Below are 23,313 nucleotides of genomic sequence, written 5' to 3' on the forward strand. Positions count from 1 at the left end.
ATTGCATCAATGGGTCTCTTGAGCTGGAAACTGCGCAGAGAAATCGACCGGATCGGGCAGCAGCTACGAGGAATACCCGAATTTTTTCGGGAGCCCAAACAACGTAAGCGATACGATTCTTCACGTGGGGCTGTGATCAAAACACAGAATGGAGCGATCGCAGAGCGATCGAAAATTGCCCTTTTACTCCTGTATCAACCCGCTGGCGTCTGTGAATCCACCCGTTGGACTTGCGAGCACTTAGTCAAAAAAGGCTACGCACCGCTGATTGTCAGCAACGCTGCGCTGTCCATCAAAGACAAGAACATGTTGGCGCCCTCTACATGGCGCATCATCGAACGTCCGAATTTTGGCTACGATTTCGGTGGATACCGCGATGGGATATGGATGCTGCAACAGTGGGGAATCGACCCAGACACGCTCATCATCCTCAATGACAGCATCTGGTTTCCACTGTACGATGATGAGATATTGACCGATCAGATGGAAGCGATGCCCGCCGCAGTGGTCGGTGCGCTGCAGTTGGACCCTGTGCGAAACACAGAGGGCGCTCCAAAAAAGAAACGCCCCTTTTTCGGTTCATTTTTCCTGATGATCAAAAAAGAGGCCTGGAAGCATCCGGCTTTCAAAGCTTTTTGGGAAAAATACCCCAATTCGAACAACAAATACAAAACTATCCGCAATGGTGAACGTGGGTTCACACATGCCCTGATCGATGCAGGTGTGACCTGTGAAGCTGTCTACACCCGCCGTGCGTTTGATGAACACACGCAGGCACTGCCTAATAAGCGTTTGATGCAGCTACTGCGCGATCTTGTCAGCATCGATGACCGTATCACCGATAGTATTCAGGCCGCAACCAAAAGCTTCAGCGACACGCCAACTTGGCGTTTACAGGCTTTGTCGCTGGCCTTGGCCGCGACCGAAAAGCAAAATATTCTTGCGACAGCACCCATCTCGTCCCTGACCACCTTCAAAGTTCCGTACCTGAAGAAAGCCCGTGACAGAAACAACTTGGCTGCACTGCTGACCGTCCGCCAGAGGATGGCAAAAAACGAGCTGCGGGCTGCCCATCCAAGCATCCTTGACGAAATTGACAAAGTATTGGCGCAAAAAGAGCGCGCCTTTTTTTAATGACATCCCATCTCAAGCACGGCACATCGCTCGGCACAGGTTTGATCCAGGCAGTCTGCGGCTGGAGTGCCGTAGCACTTGTTTTTGCTGCACCGGTTTCGCGCTCTCTTTTCCTTGTTGCTGGGCTGCTGTTTGTGCTGTCTTGGCTGTCCGAGGGCAATCACCGCGCCAAATGGCAACTGCTGAGGGAGAACCCCATCACGACACCGGTTCTCGCGCTTTCAGCCGTCGTGCTTGTGTGGTCGCTGTTTAGCCCAGCTCCATCGATAGCAGTGCTGCACACGCTAAAGGTTTACAGCAAACTTCCTCTGATTTTGATGCTCATCACAACCTTCAGTGATGAACGTTGGCGCCAAAGAGCGTGGTTGGCCTTCATAGCCGCCATGGTGCTGGTGGTGCTCTCGACGTACGCAAACGTCGTGATTGATTTGCCATGGTCCCGAACCCAAAACCAGGGGCTTGGGCAGGACCACAGTGTCTTTATCGAACATGTGTCTCAGAGCCTGATGACCGCCATGTTTGTTGCGGTGTGTGTGCATCGAGCGATCAACTGCCAGACTCAAAAACAGAGGTACTTGTGGATCACACTTGCGCTACTCGCGTTGATTAGCATGGTCTTTCTGGTGCAGGCGCGCTCAGGACTGGTGGCATTGATCGTTGCATCGGCTGTCCTCCTTTTCATGCACATCCCGCGCCAAAAATTGGTCTGGGTGGGTGGCGCCGCAATGCTAATGAGTAGCCTGCTGATTGTTACCAGTCCCCTGATGCGCGATCGGATCGTCCTAGCGTATTCTGAAGTGGTTAACTACAAACCGTTTGAACTCACTTCTCTTGGTGCGCGCATCGACATGTGGCGGTTCGCGTTGGACCAGTCAATTGAACATCCTTTCACAGGAACCGGGGCCGGTACCTACCGGGATCTGGCTGCTCAACACTTCGGGCATTGCACCTGGGTTTGCGAGCATCCACACAACCAATACCTATTTTTCAGCATGGAATATGGTTTGCTCGGGCTTGCGGCCTTTCTTTGGTTTTTATGGCGTGTTTTCGTGAGCGCTTACAAGTCACTCAGACCCGAAAGAACTTTGCTCATGGTCTTTCTGGCCATCTTGATGATTGATAGCTTGTTCAATGTGCCGCTCTGGTTTCGAGGGCAGAGCTATTTCTTCTTCGCCATGCTTGCGCTGTTGTTGGCCTCAGCACGCCCCCCTCCGTCCGCAAACACCGCGCAACTCAACTAGCGCTTGCTGGCCACGAGCTTGATAAAGTCCTGACCCTGGGGCGTACGGGCAAGCGCATGCTCCAACCGTCTGGCTTCTTCACGGTCGGCCGCAACAACTCTACGGCCTTGCCGGGCAATTCGGGCCGACTCCCGTGCGGTTTCCAAGCATCCGTCTGAATGCGATTTCACCTGAAAACCAGCAGCCGTCAGCAAGTCTGAGAGAGTGGACTCAGTAAAAAGAACAAGGTGTCGAGGCGCTTCCAGTCCTCGCCAGTATTTTCCGAAATGCTGGTGAACATCACTTTCCGCATTCGGTGTCGCAAGCAATAAAACACCTCCAGGGCGCAGGGCAGCATGCATGAGACGGATCATCTCCACCGGATCGAACACATGTTCGATCACGTGAGAGCAGACGAGAGCATCAAAGGCTGCCGTGAATTCGCCGAGCCGTTCGAAACCACCTTGCAGAACATCGAGTCCATCATCTCGTGCGGCCTGAACCGCCGCCGGATCCATCTCTAAACCGTGAACCATCCAACCCAACTGGCGTGCCAGTGCCAATGTCGCCCCAGCACCGCAACCAACATCCATGAGTTCACCTGGGTTGAGCTCAGCGAGTTCTTGCCATCCAAAGGCCAAGTCCATGCGGTTGGCTTTGAGCGAAACGAACGACGCCAGAAAACCTGGAAGGTGCAGGCGCGGGCTGATGTTTCTCGCTAAGCGCACAGAAAGTCGCTCGTTCTTCCAACGAGTTTTTAAACGCCTCCAGCCAATGCCACTGGTCACACCCACATGGGTGTAATAGCTTGCATATGCACGCCCGATCGCTTCGGGCCTGGGTAGGGGGTTTAGATACACACTGCCACACTCGCGGCAGCGCCAGTAGCTCCAAGATCCGGGTGCGCTGAAAAAGCTCCAGTCTCTAACGCCCTCGTGCAGCAAATCGCGGTGGGTCGAGCTGCAGACGGGACATACATCCATGGTCTGAAGCTCCACCTCGGGCCAACGCCCCATATCGTCAATCTCGTTCATCTCGGACTTTAAAAGTCGTCCCCGCTGTGAAGGGCATCGCTGGTTGGTATGGGATAAGTTTTAGTTTAGACAGCGAAAATCTTTTGTGCGGGCCGGCTCCAGTAGCTGACGTTCCTCAGGATTTCGCCGAAACGCGCTGCTGCATCCCCCATCCCGAAAGATGAATCCATGGGCATTCGTTGTCCCCATCGCTCCAGTAAGAAGCGGTCGATCACCTTGGTATTGAAGGATGAACAAGCCTCGATGGAGGACGACTGCGCCCGGTTCGTCTGCCTCGTCCCCACATCCAGGCTAGGCAACCCAAGAAAAGGCGCTTCCCTCACTCCAGCGCTGCTGTTGCCCACCATCACCGCGGCGTTTTTCATCAACTCTGAAAAGTAGTTGAAGCGCATTGACGGGATGAGCCGGAATCGCTCCTTGGGCAAACGCTCCAGCACCGCAAAGATGTCTTGTGTGCCGGGATCGTTGTTGGGTGCTATGACGACAAAGTTTTTGCCACTGGCTTCGAGCCGGTCAAACAGTGCTTGGGCTTGCGCGCCCATGGTGTCGGCCTCGGACGTGACGGGATGGAAGATGACGATGCCGAAGTCGTCAAAAGGTATCGCGTAGCGCTGCTTGACTTCCTCAATCGTCACGCCCGAGGGCCTGGCGTGGGTGTCGAGCTCGGGTGAGCCGATGTTGTAAACACTGTCGGGCGATTCGCCGAGCGCAAGCACACGGGCGCGAGCGGATTCTGAGCTGACGAAATGCGTAGCGCAGAGCTTGGTGTTGCAGTGGCGGATGCTTTCGTCGATGGTGCCGGACACTTCGCCGCCTTCGATGTGCGCCGATGGAATGTATTTCATGGCGCAAACGATGGAGGCGGCCAGCGCCTCCACACGGTCGCCGTGGATGACCACCAGGTCGGGCCGGTGTTCGTGCACAAAATCGGAAAAGCCGAGGATGGTTTTGGACAGGATGAAGTCTTGGGCGTCGCCCTCGCGCTGGTTGACGAATTCGAAGAAGTCGGCACCTGCGAAACGCTTGACCTCCAGCCGTGTTTCTCCATAGCGGCGCATCATGTGCATGCCGGTGATGAAGAAACTGATAGCAAAGCCCGCCTGTTGGGCGGCAATAGCCAGCGGTTCGAGCTTGCCGTAGTCGGCCCGCGTGCCGGTTACGAAGAGGAGTCTTTTACTCATCGTCTACTCGGGTTGCACACCATCAAGGTCGCTCCACAGCAATTGCTGGTTGCGCTTGACGGCGCGCGTGAGGCGCGAGCCGATGAGGCGGTCGAAGTGCTGCACGGAAATTTCGCCCGAACCAGGACGGCGCGCCCAGATGTCGGCGGCGCTCACCACGTGGCCGGCGGGCAGGTCTTTGTCGGCCACCACCGATCCGCGGGCGAATCGGTACACGTCCTCTTCGGGTGCAGTGCGCACCTTGGGGTTGTTCAGCGCAATTTGAATTTCGCGCGAGCGGTCAATCAGAAACCGCAACTCGGCGGGGTCCATGGAACAAATGATGTCCGGGCCTTTGCGGTAGCGGGTGTCGGTGAAATGGCGTTCCAGAATGCAGGCGCCCAGCGCCACGGCGGACAGCGCCATTTCGGGGTCAATGCTGTGGTCTGAAAAGCCTATAACGGCGCGCGGGAAGGCGTGGCGCAGTTCGGTGATACCTTGCAGGCTGACGATTTCAGGCGGCGAGGGGTAGAGGTTGGTGCATTCGAGCAGAGCGTATTCGATGCCCGCATCGTCCAGCGCTTGCACTGAGGGGCGCAGGCTGTCGATGGTTTGCATACCGGTGCTGAGAATGACGGGTTTGCCAAAACTTGCGATGTGCCGGATGAGGGGCACGTGGTTGGCTTCGCCCGAGCCGATTTTGAAGCCGGGCACGCCAATGTCGACCAGGAAATCGGCGGCGGCGCGCGAGAAGGGCGTGGAGATGTAGATGAGGCCGAGGTCTTCGGCGTGTTTTTTCAGGGCGATTTCGTCGTCTTTGGACAGGGCGCAGCGGGCCATGACCTCCCAAATGGATACGTCTGCGTTGGGCGGAAAAATGCCTTTGGCTTCGTCGGTCATTTCGTCGTCGACGAAATGGGTCTGGTGCTTCACCATTTCGCAGCCAGCGCGGTGCGCGGCGCTGACCATGGCCTTGGCCACATCCAGGCTGCCGCCGTGGTTGATGCCAATTTCGGCGATGACCAGGGGGGGGTGTTTCGGGCCAATTTCGCGGTGGGCGATTTTCATAGGGGATTTCCTGCGGGGAGCGCGTTGAGGAGCGCTTCGCAGCGCTCAAAGTCAGAGAGATTATCGATGTCGTGGCTGCGCTCAGGTGGCATGACCACGCTGCCCATGCGTTGGGTGACAAAGCCCTGGTTGCTTACAAACCAGTGGGCCTGCATGGCGTAGACCGCGCCGTTGGGTTTGTAAACAGCGGGCAGGCTCTGGCGGTTGGCGAAGCAGTGTTCGGGGCGCGACAAGGGAACAAAGCGGCCATCTTCGATTTGCCCCCACTTCAAAACGCTTCGGTCAGCTTCGGTGACGGACATGACCAAGTCGAACTCGCCGCTGGCCAAACTGCGCAGCGCGGCTTGCACGTCGGCCGGCACGCGCAGGGGCGAGGTGGCTTGCAGCAACACCACCGCGCCACGCACTTTTTCGGTTTGCAGCGCGTGCAAAAGCACGGGTGCCATCGACACGGTGTCGCCGCACAACGCGGTGGGGCGGTGAAGTGTGGTGACGCCGCTGGGAAGACCGGCGGTCAGCACCTCGGTGATGTCGGTGCTGATGATCACGCGGCTGGCACCGGCTGCCAAGGCGATATCAACCGCATGGCGGTAGAGCGGCTTGCCAGCCAACAAACGGGTATTTTTACCGGGCAGGCCTTTGGAGCCTCCGCGCAGGGGAATGACGGCGGTCCAGGGGGTCGGTGGCGGTGTGACGGGCATGGGCCTAACTATACTGAAGCGTTGAGCCACCCGATGGCGCCCGTTTTTGCCCCATGAACCAACCACCTCACCTTGCCGCACCGCCTTTTCCCAGCTGGGGTCTGGGCTTGATCATCAGGGCCTATGAGTTGATGTGGCACTTGCTGCTGCCGTTGGTCTGGGCGCTGCTGTGGCGGCGCGGGGACAAGGAACCCTTGTACCGGCAAGGTTGGAACGAGCGTTTTGGCGCAGTCCACTGCACCTTGACCTTGGCCCAGCCGGTCTGGGTTCACTCGGCGTCGATGGGGGAAATGCGGGGTGCGGCGCCCTGGGTGCACGCGCTGCTGGCGCAAGGCCACTCGGTGTTCGTTACCACGCTCACCCCTGCGGGACGGCTGGCGGCACAGCAGCTGTTTGGTGCAGCTATGCAGCAAGGGCGCCTGCAAGTGGCTTATGCCCCGCTGGAGCTGAGCTGGGCGGTACGCCGCTTTTTGGCCCGTGTGCGGCCTTGCTGCGCGGTGATGACGGAAATTGACACTTGGCCGGTGTTGCTGGCCACGGTGCGCCGGGCTGGTGTGCCGCTGGCCATGGCCAATGCGCAATACCCCCGTGCCAGCTTTGAGCGCGATCAGCGCTGGGGCGGTTTTCGGGCCCGTCTGTTCAAAGCGTATGAGCTGGTGATGTGCAAGTCACACCTGCAGGCACAGCGCTTTGAAAAGGTGGGCTGCCCGCGGGTCGCCATTGTGGGCGAGACGCGTTTTGACCTGCCCGTGTCAGCCAGCCAGCTTGAAGCCGCTGCCAACACCGTTGACACCTATTGGCTGCACGACAGACCCGTGGTGTGTTTTGCCAGCGCCATTGTGGGCGAGGACGGCATTTTTATCGGCACCATGCAAGCCATGCAGCGCGCGCTGGCCCAAGCGGGGCGCCCTGCCCCGTTGTTTGTGTATGTGCCGCGCAGCCCGCAGCGTTTTGATGCGGTGGCCGAGCTGATGCAAAAAGCGGGGATGCGCGTGGTGCGGCGCAGCCAGGCGCTGGATGCAAAGTTGCAATGGCAGCACACACCCGACTGGACGCAAACCGATGTGCTGCTGGGCGACTCCCTTGGCGAAATGTATTTTTACCTGGGGTTGAGCCAGGTGGTGGTGGTGGGTTCGTCGTTTGGCGACAAGGCCGTCCACAACATCATTGAACCGCTGGCGATCAACAAGCCGGTGTGGACCGGGCCCAGTGTGCGGGGGATTGAATACCCGGCCCTGGAGGCCCTGGAGGCCGGTGTGCTGCACCATGCGAAAAACGGTGACGACCTGGCCCGTCAGCTCACCGCGGTGCTGGCTGAACCCAGTGCGTATGCGGCGCTGGTAGAAAAGACACAACACTTCAATGCCACGCATGCCGGGTCGGCTGCCAAGCACATGGCGGTGTTCTCGGCATGGCTCAGCGAACGCTCCAGAACATGAACCTTCACCGACCCCGCGCTTTGCGCATCTACGGCGCCTTGTTTGAGGCACTTTCGCCCCTGTGGCGCTGGTGGCTCAAACGCCGCCTTCAACAGGGCAAGGAAACGCCAACAAGCCTGGACCAGCGCTGGATGCGCCACGCACCCGCACGCCCACAGGGCACGCTGGTGTGGGGCCATGCGGTCGGCGTGGGCGAGGCCCTGGCCTTGGCGGGCTTGCTCAAAAGACTGCATGAGCAACGCCCAGATCTGCACTTTCTGATCACCACCACCGCCCGCACGTCGGGTGAGGCGCTGGCGCGGCAGCAGCTGGGGCCGCACTTTATCCATTGGTTTGCGCCGGTGGACACACCCAGCAATGTGGCGAAGTTTTTGGCTCATTGGCAACCCGACCTGGCCTTGTGGTGCGAAATGGACCTGTGGCCGGCCCTGATAGATGCCACGGCTCAACGCGGAACGCGGCATGTGCTGGTGAATGCCCGCTTGAACGGCGCTTCGGCCGCCAAGCGGCGCTGGGGGCGCGCTCTGTATGCGCCGCTGTTGGCGGGTTTTGACGCCATCTGGGCGCAAAACGCCGAGACGGCTGGCCACCTGCAAGCGCTGGGCGCCCAGGCGGATAGGGTCGAGATCACCGGCACCATCAAGGCCATGGTGCCCCCACCTGCGGCCGACACCGACGAGCTGCAACGCTGGCACACCGCGCTGGGCAGCCGCGCGGTGTGGGTGCTGGCCTCCAGCCATCCGGGCGAAGAAGAGCTGGCACTGGCTGTACACGCCCTTTTGCGCCGCAAATACCCGGATGCGCTGCTGGTATTGGTACCGCGCGACGCGGGCCGCGGCCCGATGGTGGCGACCCTGTGTGGCCCGGCCACCCCGCTGCGCAGCCAAGGCGCCAGGTTGCCCACACACGCCGCGTGCTACGTGGCAGACACCATGGGCGAGCTGGGGCTGTGGTACCGCCTGAGCCGCGTGGCCATGGTGGGCGGCTCGTGGGTGCCTGTGGGTGGACACAACCCGTATGAGGCCACCACCCTGGGCAACACCGTGTTGCATGGGCCCTTGGTGCACAACTTCAGCGAAAGCTACGCCGACCTGGACGCCCAGGGCTTGAGCGTGCTGGCCTCCAGCCCCGAGTCGCTCTCAGCAGCCGTGCGCGAGGTGTGGGCTGCCACCGAAGCAACCGGGCCACAGCGGAGCGCTGACGGACCCGACAACACGGAGCGCAGCGCTGTGCACATTGCGCACCTGCTGGCTCTGCTGCCTGCAACAAACGCGCCGTAAACCAGCTCCTCAGTGCGCGCTGGCGCCCACCACCGCGTCGGGCTTGGCCTGTTTCAGCAGGGCGAGCATGGCGGTTTCAATGCGGTGCAGGGCTTCGGGCGTGTGGCCTTCAAAACGCAGCACCAGCACCGGGGTGGTGTTGGACGCGCGGATCAGGCCAAAACCGTCGGGCCAGTCCACGCGCACGCCGTCGATGGTGGATATCTTGGCTGGCGCGTCGAACCGGGCGAGCGCCACCAGTTGGTCCACCACCGCGTGCGGCTCGCCTTCGGCGCAGGCCACATTGAGTTCAGGCGTGCTGAAACTGGTGGGCAGCGCGTTGAGCACCGCGTTGGCATTCGGGCTGCGGCTCACAATTTCCAGCAGACGCGCGCCAGCGTAGCTGCCGTCGTCAAAACCGTACCAGCGCTCCTTGAAGAAAATGTGGCCGCTCATTTCGCCGCCCAGCGGGCTGTCCAGCTCTTTCATGCGCGCCTTGATGAGCGAGTGGCCTGTCTTGTAAATGTGGGCCACACCGCCTGCGGCCTCAATGGCGGGTGCGAGGCGCTGCGAGCACTTGACGTCAAAAATGATGTTGCCGCCGGGCACACGCGCGAGCACGTCTTGCGCAAACAAGATCATCTGGCGGTCGGGGTAAATGTTGTGGCCTTCTTTGGTCACGATGCCCAGGCGGTCGCCATCGCCGTCAAAGGCCAAGCCCAGTTCGGCATCGGTTTCGCGCAGCACGCGCATCACGTCTTGCAGGTTTTCGGGCTTGCTCGGGTCGGGGTGGTGGTTGGGAAAGTTGCCGTCCACGTCGCTGAACAGTTCAACCACCTCGCACCCCAACGCCCGGAACAGCGCCGGGGCCGACGCGCCGGCCACGCCGTTGCCGCAGTCCACCACCACCTTCATCGGGCGGGCCAGTTTCACGTCGCCCACAATGCGGTCGGTGTAAGGCTTGAGCACATTCACATGGCGCACGCGCCCGCCCTCGGCGAGCTGGTGGCTTTCTGCCTCGATGATGCGGCGCAAGGCCTGGATGTCGTCGCCATAAATGGCGCGCCCACCCAGCACCATCTTGAAGCCGTTGTAATCTTTCGGGTTGTGGCTGCCCGTGACCTGTATGCCGCTGCTGCACAGCGTGTTGGCTGCGAAATACAGCATGGGCGTGGTGGACAGGCCCACGTCGATCACGTCCACACCTGCGGCCACCAGGCCGCGGATGAGTGCCGCTGCCAGGGCTGGGCCGCTCAGGCGGCCGTCGCGCCCCACCGCCACGGTGCGCTCACCCTGGCGCATGGCCACGGTGCCAAAGGCCAGGCCCAGGGCCTCGGCCACGGCTTCGTTCAGCGTGCTCGGCACAATGCCGCGAATGTCGTAGGCCTTGAAGATGGACGCGGCGACTTGCATGTTGGGTTTCCCTGAATACGTTAGGTGCCGGCATTGTAGGTGGCACAGCCGGCAGGTTCACCGGCAAGAAAGCTCAAAAACCATGTCCGGAAATGGCCAGCCAGGGCAGCCCGTCGGGCTTACGATGTGGCTCATGAACCACGCTGCCACGCTCGACGACGAAGCCCGCTACCGCGCGCTGTGCTCGCACGACGCGCGCTTTGACGGCCGGTTTTTCATCGGCGTCACGTCCACAGGCATCTACTGCCGCCCGGTGTGCCGTGTGCGCACGCCACGGCGTGAAAACTGCCGTTTTTTTGACCATGCGGCACAGGCCGAGCAGGCCGGTTTTCGGCCCTGCCTGCGCTGCCGGCCCGAACTCGCACCGCTCGACCGCCACTGGTCTGCCGAAGACGCCGGTGCCATTCTGGCGCGCCAAGCCATGCGCTTGCTGGACGACCCGCAAAGCTGGAATACCCCATTAGCAGATGGCACCGCTATCAGTCGGCTGTCGGCGCGCCTGGGTGTGAGCGACCGGCACCTGCGCCGGATCTTTGAGGCGCACGTCGGGGTGTCGCCCCAGCAATATTTACAAACACGCAAACTGCTCAGCGCCAAACAATTGCTGGCCGACACCCGCTTGCCGGTGCCTCAGGTGGCGCAGGCCAGCGGCTTCACCAGCTTGCGGCGATTCAACAGCGCCATTCAGGCCCGCTACGGGCTCAGCCCCACGCAAATGCGCCGCAGCCAGCCCGCGCCCAGCGGCCAAGCAGCCGCACCTGCGGGCGCCACCGTGCGCCTGTCGTGGCGCCCGCCCTACGATGCCGTGGCCCTGCTCGGGTTTCTGGCTACGCGGCAGCTGCCTGGCGTGGAATGGGTGCAACCGGAAGCGCTTTGCCTGCACCGCACCGTGCGGCTGGTGGTGGGCGGTCAACCGCACAGCGGCTGGCTGGTGGCGCAGTTGCAGCCTGCTGCCCACCGGCTGAAGTTGCACACCAGCGACAGCCTGCAGGCGGTGCTGCCCAGCCTGATCTGGCGGGTGCGCGCCCTGTTTGACCTGGACGCCGAACCGCAGGCCATCAACGCGGTGCTGCACCCCCACTTTCCGACTGGCGACGGCTTGCGGGTGCCCGGTGGGCTGGATGGTTTTGAGCTGGCCGTGCGAGCGGTGCTGGGCCAACAGATCACGGTGGCAGCGGCGCGCACCCTGGCCCAGCGGCTGGTGGAGCGCTTTGGCGAACCCATCGAGACACCGTTTGCGAGCCTGCACCGTCTGTTCCCGTCGGCCCACACCTTGGCCAGCGCCGAGCCCCACGCGCTGGGCGAGCTGGGCATCGTGCGCCAGCGGCAAGCCGCCATCCAGGCGCTGGCCCGCGCCGTGGCCGACGGTTCGCTGGACCTGGACGGCCAGGCCGATCTTTCGTCAACGCTGCAAACCTTGCAGGCCATGCCTGGCATAGGCCCCTGGACCGCGCAATACATCGCCCTGCGCGCCCTGCGCTGGCCCGACGCCTGGCCCACGGGTGATGTGGCGCTGCACCAGGCGCTGGGCCTGAACCACCGCCAGGGTGCCGCCACCCGGCGCCAAGCCGATAACCTGGCCAGCGCCTGGCAACCCTGGCGCAGCTACGCGGTGCTGCGCGCCTGGGCTGGCACCTACCAGGCACCCGGCACCACCATTCCACAGGAAACCATCCCATGAAAAACAGCCCGCACTGGGTCAAAACCACGGTCGATTCACCGCTGGGCCCCCTGCTGTTGGCAGCCAGCGCCCAGGGGCTGGCAGGCCTCTGGTTCACCAACCAGCGCCACCTGCCGGCTGACAGCCTTGTCCAAAGCTGGCCCGCCGATGCCAGCCACCCGATGCTGCAAGCCGCCGTGCAGCAGCTCACCCGCTATTGGGCTGGCGAGTTGAACCCCTTCGACCTGCCGCTGGACCTCTCGGGCGGCACGCCGTTTCAGCAGTCGGTGTGGCAAGCCTTGCGCACCATACCCGCCGGCCAGACGCTGCGCTACGGTGAACTGGCCACCCAGATCGGCCGCCCTGCCGCCGTGCGCGCTGTGGGCACCGCCATCGGGCGCAACCCCCTGAGCATCGTGGTGCCCTGCCACCGGGTGGTCGGTGCAGACGGCTCGCTCACCGGCTATGCTGGCGGGCTTGACCGCAAAGCTGCCCTGCTCCGCCTGGAGCACGGCGACGGTCTTTTCTAGACCTTGGTTCAGCCCCCATCTCCATGTCACCGACCCTGATTGCCGAATTCTTTTTGCTCGCCGCACTCTGGGGCTCTTCTTTTTTGTTCATGCGTCTGGGTGCTGCCGAATTGGGCGCCCTGCCCACCGCGGGCATGCGTGTGGCGCTGGCTGCGCTGTTTTTGCTGCCGGTGTTTTTGGTCAAAGGCGTCTGGGCCGACTTCAGGCAACGCGCCAAACCGATCCTTTTTGTGGGACTGCTCAACTCCGGCATTCCGTTTGCTTTGTTCGCCTTTGCAGTGATGCACATCACCACCGGCCTGACGTCGATCCTCAACGCAACGGTGCCATTGTCGGGCGCGCTGGTGGCCTGGCTCTGGCTGAAAGACCGGCCCAGCGGTTCGCGCATGCTCGGTTTGCTGATCGGGTTTGTGGGTGTGGCGCTGCTGGTTGTGGGCAAGTCAGGCTTCAGCGCCACCGGGGTGGCCGGCGCGGGCTCCACCGGCACCACCTTGCTCGCCATGGGCGCCTGCCTGCTGGCCACGCTGTGCTACGGCCTGGCCGCGAGCTTCACCAAGCGCTACCTCACCGGCGCCCACCCGCTGGCCACCGCCACGGGTAGCCAAATGGGCGCGGCACTCGGCCTGGCCATTCCCACGCTCTGGCTCTGGCCGTCGCAGCCGGTCAGCCTGGGCGCTTGGGGAGCCCTGGCTGCGGTGGCCCTGTTTTGCACGTCCATCGCCTACATCCTGTTTTTTCGCATCATCGCCAAAGCCGGCCCTAGCCGAGCCCTGACCGTGACCTTTCTGGTTCCGGTATTTGCGCTGATGTACGGCGCGCTGTTTCTGGGCGAAAGCATCACCTCGTGGATGGTGCTCTGCGGTGTCGTGATCGTCTGCGGCACGGCTCTGTCCACGGGCCTGGTGCGGCTGCGCTGGCTGGAACGCGCGGTGTAAGCCAGCACATACAGGAGGCCCCATGAACTCGGCACGCGACAAGAAACTGCGACTGAAGGTACCCAAACCGCGCAACCCGCTGGTGGCGCCTGCCGCGCAGCGCAAAGCAGGGGCCCACGGCAAGAGCAGGGCCGCGCAACGCCGCACCGAGAAAGTGGCCTTGCAGAAAGCGGACCACGACGACCTGTAGACTGGGTCACATGAACTTCTGGGACCACCATTTTTCTGTCACGGGCTTCAAGTACGGCACCGCCCCCAACGCGTTTCTGGTGGCGCAGGCGCACCGACTCAGGCCCGGCAGCGACGTGCTGGTGCCCGGCGACGGCGAGGGCCGCAACGGCGTCTGGCTGGCGCAGCAGGGCCACCGCGTGAGCGCCATGGACGGCTCTGCTGTGGGCTTGCAAAAAGCCCAGGCCTTGGCGGCTGAACGGGGCGTGACTCTGCAGACCGTGCTCGGCGACCTGGCCGACTGGGCACCCGAGCCCGCCAGCGTTGACGCCGTGGTGCTGACCTTCGTGCACCTGCCGCCCAGCATCCGCGCTGCTGCGCACCAGCGGCTGGCCGCTGGCTTGCGGCCCGGTGGCCTGCTCATCCTGGAGAGCTTTCACCCGCTGCAGCTGCAGCACCGCAGCGGTGGTCCGAAAGACGCGGCCATGCTCTACACACCGGCGATGCTCCACAAGGACTTTGCCGGCCTCGACGAGCTGCTGTTGTGGCACGGCGAGCTGGTGCTGGACGAAGGCCCGGGGCACCAGGGCTTGGCGCACGTCACGCGTTTTGTCGGCCGTGCCAGGCCGGAACCGGCTTGACCGTGCCTGGCCAAGAAAACGTGCAGCCTTTCAGTTCAGGGCTTTGAGCTTGCGGTAGAGCGACCGCTCGCTGATGCCCAGTGCGGCCGCCAGCGCACAACCGCGTGGTGCGTTCCAGCAGGTTGCGCAGTTCGCGCAGTTCGCGCACATTGCCCGGAAACGGCTGCGCGGACAACAAGGCCATCGCCTTGGGCGCCAGCCGCACCAGCAGCGCGTGGGTCAGCATCGCGATGCCGTTGCGCCGCTCGCGCAAGGGCGGTAACGCAATAGGAAATGTGCTCAGGCGGTGGTTGAGGTCTTCGCGGAACTGACCCTGGGCCACCAGCGCTTCCAGGTCGCGGTGCATGGCCGACACCACACGAATGTCGGCATGGCACCGCTCGTTGCTGCCCACCCTGCGGTAGCTGCCCGACGCCAGCAAACGCAACAGCTTCACTGGCATGAGAAGGGGAATGTCACCCACCTCGTCCAGAAACCGGGTGTCGCCACTGGCCGCATCCACCGGGCCGGGCTTGCTGGTGTTGGCACCGGTAAAAGCGCCGCGCTCGTGGCCAAACAGCTCGGACTCGAACAGGGTTTCCGGCAAACTGGAGCAATCCACCATCAGACCTTGCCCGCGCGCGGGCTGGCCACGCGCCACCGAGCGGCTATGGACCACTTTCATGGGCGCCATCTTTTCTACAAAAAAAGCCTGCTGGCCCGAACCGTCGCGCAGTGGGCTGATCTCAATATTCACGTACTCCTCGCCCTGCGGCGTGTGGTGCAGGTGCAGCACGCGTTCGCGCTGGCCTGATGTCCGCGCCTGGGCCAGCGGGCACGATTCACCCGCCTGGTCGCAGGGCACCTGAAAGTGGTGCGACACCTCGCAGCAGATGTGTCCAATCACGCTGCGTTCGGGGCTGTAGGCGCGTCGGTAGGCGACGTTGGCCGTGCCGTTTGAGAGCAGCTTTGCTGCCCCGCGAGCGTGCCAAGGCACAGTGCGCCAGCGTGCAGGTGGAGGTGGAGGTGGGTGACATCCACCCTGGCGAGATCATGGTGGTCGAATGGCGCGGCCAACCGAAGTGGGTGATGCGCCGCACGCCCGAGATGCTGGCCCAGCTCGACGGCATAACCGACCTGGCAGACCCCGATTCAAAGCAGCAGCAGCCGCCTTGCGCCACCAACACCCACCGCTCGATGAAGCCCGAGGTGCTGGTGACGGTGGGCATTTGCACGCCCCTGGGCTGCTCACCCGTGAACTTGAACGAAGGCAGCAAAAAGCCCTGCATGCCAGTCGACTGGAAGGGCGGCTTCTTTTGCCCCTGCCACGGCTTCACCTTTGACTTTGCGGGCCGCGTGTTCAAGAACAAACCCGCCGCCACCAACCTGCGGGTGCCGCCGCACAAATACCTGGCCGATAACACCCTGCTGACTGGCGAGGACAACAGCGCAGCATGAGCCGATCCGCCTCCATTGACCGATGCACGACCATATCCTGCACGGCGCCTAAAGCGGTGAGCTGAGCTACCTGCTGGCCGAGCTGGTGCAGGGCGACGGCGTACCGGGCACACAGCGCGCCGCCTATGGCAATGTGGTGTGCTTCGGCCATGAGCACCTGCCTGAGCTGGCCACACCGGGCCAAACCCTGGGCTGCCTCAGCTTCGCCTGGCGCGACCGCTTGTTTTGCGGCGCTCTTCTGGCGGTGGATGCCTGCCCGCACCCGCTGTGTGCGGGCCATTCGCGCGACGGTTTTCTGGCCCGCGCGGCGGCTCTGCACCCCACTGGTCACGAGGCCAAATAAGGATACCGACACCATGCAACCTGCACACCAGATCTCCGTCATTGGCGCCGGCTTTGGCGCCTTGTCCACCGTGCGGGAAATCCGCCAGCGCGACCCCGACGCGCACATGACCCCGGTGGTATCGCGCGCCGAACGGCACCACCTGCCGGGCATCATCCGGAGACCGTCGGGCTTGCGCACGCGCGAGCAACTGGTGGTGCCGTGGTCACCAGTCTGCAAGACGGTGGCCGGGTGGTGCTCACCACGGCCGGCGAGCGGCGCAACGACGCGCTGGTGATCGCCAGCGGCGGGCGCTTCATCAGAAAACTGCGGGGTATTCAACACGCCATCACGCCCTGCGAAGGCATCGCCGCGGCCGAAAACATCCGCGACCGGCTGCGCACCATGACCGGTGGCACCATGGCCATGGCCATGGGCTTTGCCGGCAACCCCCACGAGCCCAGCACGGTGCGCGGCGGGCCGATGTTTGAATTCCTGTTCGGCATCGACGAACCGCTCCAACGCGAAGGCCGGCGCAACCAGTTCGACACCGTCTTTTTCAACCCAATCACCGAACCGGGCGAACGCCTGGGCCCGACGGCGGTGCAACACCTGCTGGCCGAGATGGCACGCCGTGGCATCGGCACCCGGCTGGGCCACAAGCTGTTGCGCTTTGACGCCGACCGTGTGGTGACCGAAGGCGGCTCGTTTCCGGCCGATCTCATGCTGTTCACACCCGGCTTGAGCAAATGGGCTGCCACATCGGCTGGCTTGGCCGGCGTCACGCCTTCAATCAGGTCCATCGCCTTCCGGCCGGTGGTGGGCAGGTAAAGCGCACACCGCCACCCAGGCACCTCCCTTGATCACGCCTTGCAGCACCTGCTGCTTGGTGGCGTCGCGCGGCTTGCATCTTGGGCCTTGCTTGCCCGTCACAGCCATGTCACCAGCGGCGCCACACCGCAGCACGCGCACACTGGCTTTTTGCTTCAGGGCCTGACCGGCAAGCACCAAGCCAGCGCCTTGCGCCAGGGTGTTACCGCTTTGGATGTTGACGAACAGCTCTTGTGCCTGGGCCACACCCGACAACAACAGGGCGGCAGCGCCCAGGCCGATCAGCTTCTTCATGCGCGAACGCCTTGAATGGATGGACAAACGTGAAATCGGGTCAAGGTGGCAGCTACCGCCAGCACGCACGCCAGTCTTCACATGCTCATCTGGGTATCCATGAGGAATCGCAAGTCCGTGCAAATTTCGGCGCTTTCAACGCCAACCAAATTTCCGCTTTGCATCAGGATGCATGGCGAGCCCGGCACCCGAACTGCAAGACGGCAGCGGGACTTAAGGCTGCGCCTCGGTCAGCGCCGAAATGGCCTGGTGGTGCGTCAGGAACACACGCCCCGTGAGATGGGTCAGGAAATCGCTGCACTCCAGCCGGTCCATCACCGGGCCCTTGATCTCGCTCAGGTGCATCTGCACCCCGGCATCCTTGAGTCGGTGCACGATGGTTTCCAGGCTTTCCAGCGCACTGGCGTCAATGGCATTGATGGCGGTGCACTGCAGCACCACATGGGCAATGGCGGGGTGCGCGGCCACCTGGGCGGCAATATGGTCTTCAAGATAGCGTGCATTGGCAAAGTAGAGGCTTTCGTCCACCCGCAGGCTGAGCACGCGGGGGTGCGTCTGCACCGCATGGCGCAACACGTTGCGGTAGTGCTCGGTGCCAGGCACTCGGCCCACCGTGGCAATGTGCGGGCGGCTGGTGCGCCACAGGTACAGCAGCAGGGACACACCCACGCCGGCGCTGAGCCCAGCCTCCACACCCCACAGCAGTGTGAGCGAAAACGTCAGGGCCAGGGCGGTGAAGTCGGCTCGGGCGTAGCGCCAGGTGCGGGTGAACGCACCGAAGTCGACCAGCGTGAGCACGGCCACCACAATGGTGGCGGCGAGTGTGGCCTGGGGCAGGTAATACAGGGCAGGGGTGAGCAACAGCGCCGCCAGCAGCAAGGCCAAGGCGGTCAAAACGCCCGCAGCCGGCGTGCGCGCCCCAGCATCAAAATTGACCACCGAACGAGCAAACCCACCCGTGACCGGAAACCCGCCGGTGAGACCGGCTGCGATGTTGCTGGCACCCAATGCACGCAGCTCGGCGTCGGGTTCGATGCGCTCGCGCCGTTTGGCCGCCAGCGACTGCCCCACCGAGACCGATTCCACAAAGCCCACCAGGCTGATCAGCAGCGCGGCCAGGGCCAGCTGTTTGACCTGTGGCCACAGGTCAGCGTTCAGCGCCGGCATGGTCAGCGGCGGCAGCCCCCCGGGCACAGCGCCCACCACCCGCAAGCCGCTTGCGTCCAACCGCAAGCCCCAGGCCAGCAGGGTGGTCACCGCCAGCGCCAGCACCGGCGCGGCCTTGGTGACCACATCGGCCACCAGCGGCCCCAGGCCCCAGGCGCGCAGTCGAGCCTTGAGCGACCGGCGCACCCACATCAGAAACGCCAACGCAGCCAAGCCAATGCCCAGCGTGGGCCAGTGCACCTGTGCCGCGTGTTGCCAAAGGCTGGGCAGCAGTTCGGGCAAGGTCTGCCCGGTCAACGGAACGCCCATGAGGTGTTTGAGTTGCGTGGCGGCAATCAGCAAACCGGAGGCAGAGACAAAGCCCGAGATGACGGGGTGGCTCAAAAAATTGGCCACAAAACCCAGGCGCAGCGCGCCCATGGCAAACAGCATGAAGCCGCTGATCAGTGCGAGCAAGGTCGCAGCCGTGGCATAGCCCAGGCTGCCCGCTGCGGCCACCGAGCCCAGCGCTGCGGCAGTCATGAGCGACGTCACCGCGGCCGGCCCCACCGCCAGGGTGCTGCTGGTACCCAAAACAGCGTACACCACCAAAGGCGCCATGCTGGCATACAACCCGGCTTCGGGTGGCAAGCCCGCAAGCAACGCATAGGCCAAACTCTGCGGAATCAGCATGAGCGTGACCACGGCGGCCGCCACCGCGTCGGCACTGAAATGCGCGCGGTTGTAACTTTTTCCCCAATCCAATATGGGGAACCAATGGGCCAGGGTGTGCTTCATGGGCGGAGCAAGTCGGTCTTGAGGGTTTGGCATCGCGCCGTTGCCGTTGCCGTTGCCGGTGCGGGTGCGGGTGCGCTCACACAGCGTTGATGGGTATTTTCAAATAGGTCACGCCGTTGTCTTCAGCCGGCGGCAGCTGGCCGCCCCGCATGTTGACCTGCACCGACGGCAGGATCAGCGCCGGCATGGCCAAAGTGGCGTCGCGCTGCTGGCGCATTCGCACAAACTCGGCCTCGGACACGCCCTGGTGCACGTGCACATTGGCTTCCCTTTGGGCGCCCACAGTGGTCAGGCATTGCGGTTCGCGGTCGCTGGGTGGGTAGTCGTGGCACAGGTACAGCACGGTGTCGTGCGGCAGGCTCAGCACCTTCTGGATGGATTGGTACAGCGTGCTGGCGCTGCCGCCCGGGAAATCGCATCGCGCGGTACCGTAATCGGGCATGAACAGCGTGTCCCCCACAAAGGCCGCGGTGCGTATCGGGTCCACGCTGTGGTCTCGCACCACGTAGGTCATGCAAGCAGGCGTGTGGCCAGGGGTGTGCAGCGCACGTGCCTGTAAGTGCCCAATGGAGAAGCTTTCGCCATCGACCAGCAGCCGGTCAAACTGGCTGCCATCGCGGACAAACTCGGTGCCCGCATTGAAAAGTTTGCCAAAGACTTTTTGCACGGTGGTGATGTGCGAACCAATGGCAATGAGCCCACCCAGGCGCTGCTGTAAATAGGGCGCTGCGGAGAGGTGGTCAGCGTGTACGTGTGTCTCCAGCAACCACTGCACGCTCAGGCCCAGTTCACCCACGCGGTCGATCAGGCGGTCTGCGCTGGCGGTGTCGGTGCGACCCGACTTGGGGTCGTAGTCGAGCACGCTGTCGATCAGGGCGCACTGCCCTGTGGAGGCGTCCCACAAGATGTGGCTGAAAGTGGATGTGGCCGGGTCGAAATACGACTCGACATGCATGCGGGGGGTGTTCATGGTGTTTGTGCAGCGCGGCGCAGACCTTGTGGGCCAGGCCGCGCCGTTTGACAGGTTGATGGGTTTCCGACAAACCTCAAGTCCGTGGCACGGGGCCACGAACCTGTGTGTCACAGCGACTTGGTGGCGTAATACCAGTCGACCATCTTGTAGCCTTCACTGGCGCGCTTGGCCAGGGCTTCGGCCGTCTTGGGTGGCGGAACGATCACGTCCTGGCCAGGCACCCAGCCTTCAGGGGTTGCCACCTGGCTTTTGTCGCTGGTCTGCATGGCTTGGAGCAAGCGCACAAACTCGTCGATGCTGCGGCCATTGCTCATTGGGTAATACACCATGGCGCGCAGAATGCCGTTCGGGTCGATGAAGAACGTGGCACGCACGGCCTGTGTATCGGCCGCACCAGGGTGAACCATGCCATAGGCGCGGGCCACATCCATCTTGATGTCCTCGATGATCGGGAACGGAATGTGCACACCAAACTTGTCCTGGATGTTGTGCGTCCAGGCCAGATGCGAGTACAGGCTATCGATCGACAAGCCCAGCAACTCGCAGTTCATGCTTTTGAAGGTGTCCGCAGCGTTGGCAAACCCGATGAACTCGGTGGTGCACACCGGGGTGAAGTCGGCCGGGTGCGAAAACAGAACCAGCCACTTGCCCTTGTAGTCGGCCAGGCTTCGTTCGCCGTGGGTGGTTTTGGCGTGAAACGCGGGTGCGGCTTCGTTGAGGCGGGGGAAAGTGACGACTTGTTCCATGATGAACTCCTTTTTGATTGACTATCAAGAATGCCGATTGAAAGATTTTTTCAATCGACAAATGAAGTATGGACACCCGTGGGCGTTGGCCACTTGCGAAAAATCAATGAGGTGGTTGGATTTGTTGATCGAGCCGATAGGTCCGCTGCCCGCACCGGGGATGGCGCTGGCCAGTCTGAGAAGAGCCCGTTGGTCAGCCCTGCACGGTGGCGCTTGTCCGGGAGGCGCTTATCCGGTTGGCGCGCGCCACAACGGAACGGCTCACGCGGGCAAGCAGGCTGCACCGCCCGTGGCCAAGCACAGGGGTCTGTCAGCGGTGATCGGGGCGGTCTGGCGCAATCAACAGATTCGCCATAAGCAGACGAACTTTTGGCGCCTGCAATGACCCAAGCTGTCGCTGAACATGCTGAGAGCGAAGGTTGCCACATCTCCGCTCAAGCGGTGCGTGGGTGTTCTCGGGCTGGATGGTGCGATCCGGTGAGAGCACTGCGCAGCAAAAACAAAAAAGCCGTTGAAAATCAATGACTTTCAACGGCTTATTGCTTTTCTGGCGGAGTGGACGGGACTCGAACCCGCGACCCCCGGCGTGACAGGCCGGTATTCTAACCAACTGAACTACCACTCCGCAGTGGTGCAGCTTTTGCCTGATGCTTTTCAGCTTCAAGCCAAGTGCCACAAACTTGGCGACCCTACGGGGATTCGAACCCCGGTACTCACCGTGAAAGGGTGATGTCCTAGGCCTCTAGACGATAGGGTCAAAACCTTGGAACTAACCGAGCTTCACATTATATACCGATAAAATCGATTTTAAGACGCGAAGCTAAATTTTTGGTGGAGGTAAGCGGGATCGAACCGCTGACCTCTTGCATGCCATGCAAGCGCTCTCCCAGCTGAGCTATACCCCCACAGGGTTTGTCGTTTTGCGCTTTCCAGTTATTCGCTGTTAAGTGCATCCCGCCAAGCCTCAAATTATAGGACAAATTTCAAGCTTTTTGCAATCTGTCCAAAATTGTTTGTTGTTTTTGCAATTCAAGCACCGCATCAAGCGAAGGCGTCTGTGCGGTCCCCATGACCAGCACGCGCACGGGCATGGCCAATTGGGGCATTTTCAGTCCGTGTGCTGCCAGCACCTCTTTGATGGCTACAGCAATCGCAGCCCGTTCCCAGGCGCAGGTGGCAAGCCTCTCGGCCAGCGCAAGCACCGCTGGGCGCACGGCGTCGGTCACATGTTGAGCGCGCTCTTCGGGGTTGGGTGTGATGTCGGCGTAAAACGCTGCCGCCCAGTTGGCCAGGGCCACGGTGGTGTCGCAGCGGTCTTTGAACAGGGCGCAAATGCGGGGCAGGCGCTCATCCACAGCGATACCGCGTTTCTCAAGTTGCACAGCCACCAGCGGGGCCAGCGCGTTGTCGTCCATGGCTTTCAGGTGCTGCGCATTGACCCAGCGCAGCTTGGCTTCGTCAAACTGTGCGGCGCTGCGGCCCAGGTGGTCCAGGTTGAACCATTCGAGGAACTGCGCGCGGCTGAAGATTTCGTCATCGCCGTGGCTCCACCCCAGGCGGGCCAGGTAGTTCACCATCGCGTCGGGCAGGTAGCCTTCGTCGCGGTACTGCGTGACGGGTTTGGCACCATTGCGCTTGCTCATCTTTTCACCCAGCTCATTCAGCACGGTGGGCAGGTGGGCGTACACCGGCGGCTCTTTGCCGAGCGCCTTGAAGATGTTGATCTGGCGCGGCGTGTTGTTTACGTGGTCGTCGCCGCGGATGACGTGGGTGATGGCCATGTCGATGTCGTCCACCACCACGCAGAAGTTGTAGGTGGGCGTGCCATCGGGCCGGGCGATCACCAGATCATCAAGCTCGTCGTTGCGGATTTCGATCAGACCTTTGACCTTGTCGTCCCACGCCACCACGCCGCCTTGCGGGTTTTTGAACCGCAGCACGGGCTTGACACCCTCGGGCACTGGCGGCAGTACCTTGCCGGGTTCCGGGCGCCAGGTACCGTCGTAACGCGGCTTTTCTTTATTGGCCATCTGGCGCTCGCGCAGCGCGTCGAGCTCGGCCATGCTCGTGTAGCACGGGTACACATGGCCAGCGTCCACCATCTCGGCCAGCACCGCCTTGTAGCGGTCTATGCGCTGCATTTGGTAGAACGGGCCTTCGTCGTGGTCCAGCCCCAGCCACTTCATGCCCTCGATGATCACGTCCACCGCAGCTTGTGACGAACGCTCCAGATCGGTGTCTTCGATGCGCAAGATGAAGATGCCGCCGTTGGCGCGGGCAAAGGCCCAGGGGTACAGAGCCGAGCGGATATTGCCCAGGTGAATAAAGCCGGTGGGCGATGGGGCGAAACGGGTGCGTATGGACGTAGTCATGTGTTGAATCGGTGGCAGTGGCCCTGCGGTGC

At 62.5% G+C, this 23,313-nt stretch carries 25 protein-coding genes and 3 tRNA genes; 14 read left to right on the plus strand and 14 right to left on the minus strand.

Annotated elements, in window-relative coordinates:
* Positions 1 to 18 precede the first annotated feature (18 nt).
* Positions 19 to 1,134: a rhamnan synthesis F family protein gene (locus ACTG4K_RS02750; protein WP_439112674.1), complete on the plus strand. Its 1,116-nt coding sequence runs from the start codon at positions 19 to 21 to the stop codon at positions 1,132 to 1,134.
* Positions 1,134 to 2,375 carry an O-antigen ligase family protein gene (locus tag ACTG4K_RS02755; RefSeq protein ID WP_439112675.1) on the plus strand — a complete coding sequence of 414 codons (1,242 nt, stop codon included), beginning with the start codon at positions 1,134 to 1,136 and terminating at the stop codon, positions 2,373 to 2,375. Before ACTG4K_RS02750 ends, ACTG4K_RS02755 begins: the two co-directional genes overlap by 1 nt.
* Here ACTG4K_RS02755 and ACTG4K_RS02760 read toward each other — a convergent pair.
* From ACTG4K_RS02760 to ACTG4K_RS02775, 4 genes are all read right to left on the minus strand, one after another.
* Positions 2,372 to 3,388, minus strand: a complete 1,017-nt coding sequence (locus tag ACTG4K_RS02760) for a class I SAM-dependent methyltransferase (RefSeq protein ID WP_439112676.1) — start codon at positions 3,386 to 3,388, stop codon at positions 2,372 to 2,374. The genes ACTG4K_RS02755 and ACTG4K_RS02760 overlap by 4 nt on opposite strands.
* A gap of 65 nt (positions 3,389 to 3,453) precedes the next feature.
* Entirely contained in the window at positions 3,454 to 4,569 is a 1,116-nt protein-coding gene (gene neuC / locus ACTG4K_RS02765) for a UDP-N-acetylglucosamine 2-epimerase (RefSeq protein ID WP_439112677.1), read from the minus strand.
* Between the two features lie 3 nt (positions 4,570 to 4,572).
* The gene (locus tag ACTG4K_RS02770; protein WP_439112678.1) at positions 4,573 to 5,616 is read right to left on the minus strand and encodes an N-acetylneuraminate synthase family protein; all 1,044 of its coding nucleotides are present in this window, start codon (positions 5,614 to 5,616) and stop codon (positions 4,573 to 4,575) included.
* Positions 5,613 to 6,317 carry an acylneuraminate cytidylyltransferase family protein gene (locus tag ACTG4K_RS02775; RefSeq protein ID WP_439112679.1) on the minus strand — a complete coding sequence of 235 codons (705 nt, stop codon included), beginning with the start codon at positions 6,315 to 6,317 and terminating at the stop codon, positions 5,613 to 5,615. Before ACTG4K_RS02775 ends, ACTG4K_RS02770 begins: the two co-directional genes overlap by 4 nt.
* 53 nt (positions 6,318 to 6,370) lie before the next feature.
* Here ACTG4K_RS02775 and ACTG4K_RS02780 point away from each other — a divergent pair, with 53 nt between their 5' ends.
* Positions 6,371 to 7,756, plus strand: coding sequence for a 3-deoxy-D-manno-octulosonic acid transferase (locus tag ACTG4K_RS02780; protein WP_439112680.1), 1,386 nt, complete (start codon positions 6,371 to 6,373; stop codon positions 7,754 to 7,756).
* Positions 7,753 to 9,036, plus strand: a complete 1,284-nt coding sequence (locus tag ACTG4K_RS02785; RefSeq protein ID WP_439112681.1) for a 3-deoxy-D-manno-octulosonic acid transferase — start codon at positions 7,753 to 7,755, stop codon at positions 9,034 to 9,036. The genes ACTG4K_RS02780 and ACTG4K_RS02785 overlap by 4 nt, the downstream gene beginning before the upstream one ends.
* Before the next feature lie 9 nt (positions 9,037 to 9,045).
* On the opposite strand, the gene ACTG4K_RS02790 is transcribed toward ACTG4K_RS02785, so the two are convergent.
* On the minus strand, positions 9,046 to 10,428 hold the full coding sequence (locus ACTG4K_RS02790; RefSeq protein WP_439112682.1) for a phosphomannomutase/phosphoglucomutase: 1,383 nt from the start codon (positions 10,426 to 10,428) through the stop codon (positions 9,046 to 9,048).
* Between the two features lie 133 nt (positions 10,429 to 10,561).
* Here ACTG4K_RS02790 and ACTG4K_RS02795 point away from each other — a divergent pair, with 133 nt between their 5' ends.
* The 5 genes from ACTG4K_RS02795 to ACTG4K_RS02815 are packed head-to-tail and all read left to right on the plus strand — an operon-like array spanning position 10,562 to position 14,362.
* Entirely contained in the window at positions 10,562 to 12,109 is a 1,548-nt protein-coding gene (locus ACTG4K_RS02795; RefSeq protein WP_439112683.1) for a DNA-3-methyladenine glycosylase 2 family protein, read from the plus strand.
* On the plus strand, positions 12,106 to 12,618 hold the full coding sequence (locus tag ACTG4K_RS02800) for a methylated-DNA--[protein]-cysteine S-methyltransferase (RefSeq protein ID WP_439112684.1): 513 nt from the start codon (positions 12,106 to 12,108) through the stop codon (positions 12,616 to 12,618). The genes ACTG4K_RS02795 and ACTG4K_RS02800 overlap by 4 nt, the downstream gene beginning before the upstream one ends.
* Positions 12,619 to 12,641: 23 nt before the next feature.
* A complete protein-coding gene (locus tag ACTG4K_RS02805) occupies positions 12,642 to 13,553 on the plus strand; it encodes a DMT family transporter (protein ID WP_439112685.1) in 912 nt (303 codons plus the stop codon).
* A gap of 22 nt (positions 13,554 to 13,575) precedes the next feature.
* Positions 13,576 to 13,743, plus strand: a complete 168-nt coding sequence (locus ACTG4K_RS02810; RefSeq protein ID WP_439112686.1) for a hypothetical protein — start codon at positions 13,576 to 13,578, stop codon at positions 13,741 to 13,743.
* Between the two features lie 10 nt (positions 13,744 to 13,753).
* The gene (locus tag ACTG4K_RS02815) at positions 13,754 to 14,362 is read left to right on the plus strand and encodes a class I SAM-dependent methyltransferase (RefSeq protein WP_439112687.1); all 609 of its coding nucleotides are present in this window, start codon (positions 13,754 to 13,756) and stop codon (positions 14,360 to 14,362) included.
* On the opposite strand, the gene ACTG4K_RS02820 is transcribed toward ACTG4K_RS02815, so the two are convergent.
* On the minus strand, positions 14,322 to 15,248 hold the full coding sequence (locus ACTG4K_RS02820; protein WP_439112688.1) for a sigma 54-interacting transcriptional regulator: 927 nt from the start codon (positions 15,246 to 15,248) through the stop codon (positions 14,322 to 14,324). The two genes, ACTG4K_RS02815 and ACTG4K_RS02820, sit on opposite strands and share 41 nt — an antisense overlap.
* Before the next feature lie 50 nt (positions 15,249 to 15,298).
* Between ACTG4K_RS02820 and petA the strand changes: the two genes are divergently transcribed.
* From petA to ACTG4K_RS02840, 4 genes are all read left to right on the plus strand, one after another.
* Positions 15,299 to 15,799, plus strand: coding sequence for a ubiquinol-cytochrome c reductase iron-sulfur subunit (gene petA, locus ACTG4K_RS02825; protein WP_439112689.1), 501 nt, complete (start codon positions 15,299 to 15,301; stop codon positions 15,797 to 15,799).
* 85 nt (positions 15,800 to 15,884) lie between these two features.
* The gene (locus ACTG4K_RS02830) at positions 15,885 to 16,142 is read left to right on the plus strand and encodes a hypothetical protein (RefSeq protein WP_439112690.1); all 258 of its coding nucleotides are present in this window, start codon (positions 15,885 to 15,887) and stop codon (positions 16,140 to 16,142) included.
* Positions 16,143 to 16,155: 13 nt separating this feature from the next.
* Entirely contained in the window at positions 16,156 to 16,419 is a 264-nt protein-coding gene (locus ACTG4K_RS02835) for a hypothetical protein (protein WP_439112691.1), read from the plus strand.
* Positions 16,344 to 16,952 carry a hypothetical protein gene (locus ACTG4K_RS02840; protein ID WP_439112692.1) on the plus strand — a complete coding sequence of 203 codons (609 nt, stop codon included), beginning with the start codon at positions 16,344 to 16,346 and terminating at the stop codon, positions 16,950 to 16,952. Before ACTG4K_RS02835 ends, ACTG4K_RS02840 begins: the two co-directional genes overlap by 76 nt.
* On the opposite strand, the gene ACTG4K_RS02845 is transcribed toward ACTG4K_RS02840, so the two are convergent.
* The 4 genes from ACTG4K_RS02845 to ACTG4K_RS02860 form a co-directional block, all read right to left on the minus strand.
* Positions 16,911 to 17,246, minus strand: coding sequence for a hypothetical protein (locus ACTG4K_RS02845; protein ID WP_439112693.1), 336 nt, complete (start codon positions 17,244 to 17,246; stop codon positions 16,911 to 16,913). The two genes, ACTG4K_RS02840 and ACTG4K_RS02845, sit on opposite strands and share 42 nt — an antisense overlap.
* 213 nt (positions 17,247 to 17,459) lie before the next feature.
* Positions 17,460 to 19,190, minus strand: a complete 1,731-nt coding sequence (locus tag ACTG4K_RS02850; RefSeq protein WP_439112694.1) for a SulP family inorganic anion transporter — start codon at positions 19,188 to 19,190, stop codon at positions 17,460 to 17,462.
* A 76-nt stretch (positions 19,191 to 19,266) separates the two neighbouring features.
* Complete coding sequence (locus tag ACTG4K_RS02855; protein WP_439112695.1) at positions 19,267 to 20,160, minus strand: MBL fold metallo-hydrolase; 894 nt, start codon at positions 20,158 to 20,160, stop codon at positions 19,267 to 19,269.
* Positions 20,161 to 20,270: 110 nt separating this feature from the next.
* The gene (locus ACTG4K_RS02860) at positions 20,271 to 20,909 is read right to left on the minus strand and encodes a peroxiredoxin (protein WP_439112696.1); all 639 of its coding nucleotides are present in this window, start codon (positions 20,907 to 20,909) and stop codon (positions 20,271 to 20,273) included.
* Here ACTG4K_RS02860 and ACTG4K_RS02865 point away from each other — a divergent pair.
* Positions 20,908 to 21,294, plus strand: coding sequence for a hypothetical protein (locus ACTG4K_RS02865; RefSeq protein ID WP_439112697.1), 387 nt, complete (start codon positions 20,908 to 20,910; stop codon positions 21,292 to 21,294). The two genes, ACTG4K_RS02860 and ACTG4K_RS02865, sit on opposite strands and share 2 nt — an antisense overlap.
* A 163-nt stretch (positions 21,295 to 21,457) precedes the next feature.
* Here the strand turns inward: ACTG4K_RS02865 and ACTG4K_RS02870 are convergent.
* The 4 genes from ACTG4K_RS02870 to gltX all read right to left on the minus strand — a co-directional run bounded on the left by ACTG4K_RS02870 (position 21,458) and on the right by gltX (position 23,281).
* Positions 21,458 to 21,534, minus strand: a tRNA-Asp gene (locus tag ACTG4K_RS02870).
* Positions 21,535 to 21,590: 56 nt separating this feature from the next.
* A tRNA-Glu gene (locus tag ACTG4K_RS02875) sits at positions 21,591 to 21,666 on the minus strand.
* 72 nt (positions 21,667 to 21,738) lie between these two features.
* Positions 21,739 to 21,814 (minus strand) — tRNA-Ala (locus ACTG4K_RS02880).
* A 78-nt stretch (positions 21,815 to 21,892) separates the two neighbouring features.
* Positions 21,893 to 23,281: a glutamate--tRNA ligase gene (gene gltX / locus ACTG4K_RS02885; protein WP_439112698.1), complete on the minus strand. Its 1,389-nt coding sequence runs from the start codon at positions 23,279 to 23,281 to the stop codon at positions 21,893 to 21,895.
* Between the last annotated feature and the right edge of the window lie 32 nt (positions 23,282 to 23,313).

The organism is Hydrogenophaga sp., from assembly GCF_965657535.1.
Lineage (GTDB): Bacteria > Pseudomonadota > Gammaproteobacteria > Burkholderiales > Burkholderiaceae_C > Hydrogenophaga.

Coding starts and splice junctions, on each gene's coding strand:
- ACTG4K_RS02775 (WP_439112679.1), bottom strand. CDS start 6,317: ATGCCCGTCACACCGCCACCGACCCCCTGGACCGCCGTCATTCCCCTG.
- ACTG4K_RS02845 (WP_439112693.1), bottom strand. CDS start 17,246: ATGAAGAAGCTGATCGGCCTGGGCGCTGCCGCCCTGTTGTTGTCGGGT.
- ACTG4K_RS02795 (WP_439112683.1), top strand. CDS start 10,562: ATGAACCACGCTGCCACGCTCGACGACGAAGCCCGCTACCGCGCGCTG.
- ACTG4K_RS02785 (WP_439112681.1), top strand. CDS start 7,753: ATGAACCTTCACCGACCCCGCGCTTTGCGCATCTACGGCGCCTTGTTT.
- ACTG4K_RS02860 (WP_439112696.1), bottom strand. CDS start 20,909: ATGGAACAAGTCGTCACTTTCCCCCGCCTCAACGAAGCCGCACCCGCG.
- gltX (WP_439112698.1), bottom strand. CDS start 23,281: ATGACTACGTCCATACGCACCCGTTTCGCCCCATCGCCCACCGGCTTT.
- ACTG4K_RS02780 (WP_439112680.1), top strand. CDS start 6,371: ATGAACCAACCACCTCACCTTGCCGCACCGCCTTTTCCCAGCTGGGGT.
- ACTG4K_RS02855 (WP_439112695.1), bottom strand. CDS start 20,160: ATGAACACCCCCCGCATGCATGTCGAGTCGTATTTCGACCCGGCCACA.
- ACTG4K_RS02815 (WP_439112687.1), top strand. CDS start 13,754: ATGAACTTCTGGGACCACCATTTTTCTGTCACGGGCTTCAAGTACGGC.
- ACTG4K_RS02805 (WP_439112685.1), top strand. CDS start 12,642: ATGTCACCGACCCTGATTGCCGAATTCTTTTTGCTCGCCGCACTCTGG.
- ACTG4K_RS02835 (WP_439112691.1), top strand. CDS start 16,156: ATGCAACCTGCACACCAGATCTCCGTCATTGGCGCCGGCTTTGGCGCC.
- ACTG4K_RS02790 (WP_439112682.1), bottom strand. CDS start 10,428: ATGCAAGTCGCCGCGTCCATCTTCAAGGCCTACGACATTCGCGGCATT.
- neuC (WP_439112677.1), bottom strand. CDS start 4,569: ATGAGTAAAAGACTCCTCTTCGTAACCGGCACGCGGGCCGACTACGGC.
- ACTG4K_RS02760 (WP_439112676.1), bottom strand. CDS start 3,388: ATGAACGAGATTGACGATATGGGGCGTTGGCCCGAGGTGGAGCTTCAG.
- ACTG4K_RS02770 (WP_439112678.1), bottom strand. CDS start 5,616: ATGAAAATCGCCCACCGCGAAATTGGCCCGAAACACCCCCCCCTGGTC.
- ACTG4K_RS02850 (WP_439112694.1), bottom strand. CDS start 19,190: ATGAAGCACACCCTGGCCCATTGGTTCCCCATATTGGATTGGGGAAAA.
- ACTG4K_RS02800 (WP_439112684.1), top strand. CDS start 12,106: ATGAAAAACAGCCCGCACTGGGTCAAAACCACGGTCGATTCACCGCTG.
- ACTG4K_RS02865 (WP_439112697.1), top strand. CDS start 20,908: ATGATGAACTCCTTTTTGATTGACTATCAAGAATGCCGATTGAAAGAT.
- ACTG4K_RS02810 (WP_439112686.1), top strand. CDS start 13,576: ATGAACTCGGCACGCGACAAGAAACTGCGACTGAAGGTACCCAAACCG.
- ACTG4K_RS02755 (WP_439112675.1), top strand. CDS start 1,134: ATGACATCCCATCTCAAGCACGGCACATCGCTCGGCACAGGTTTGATC.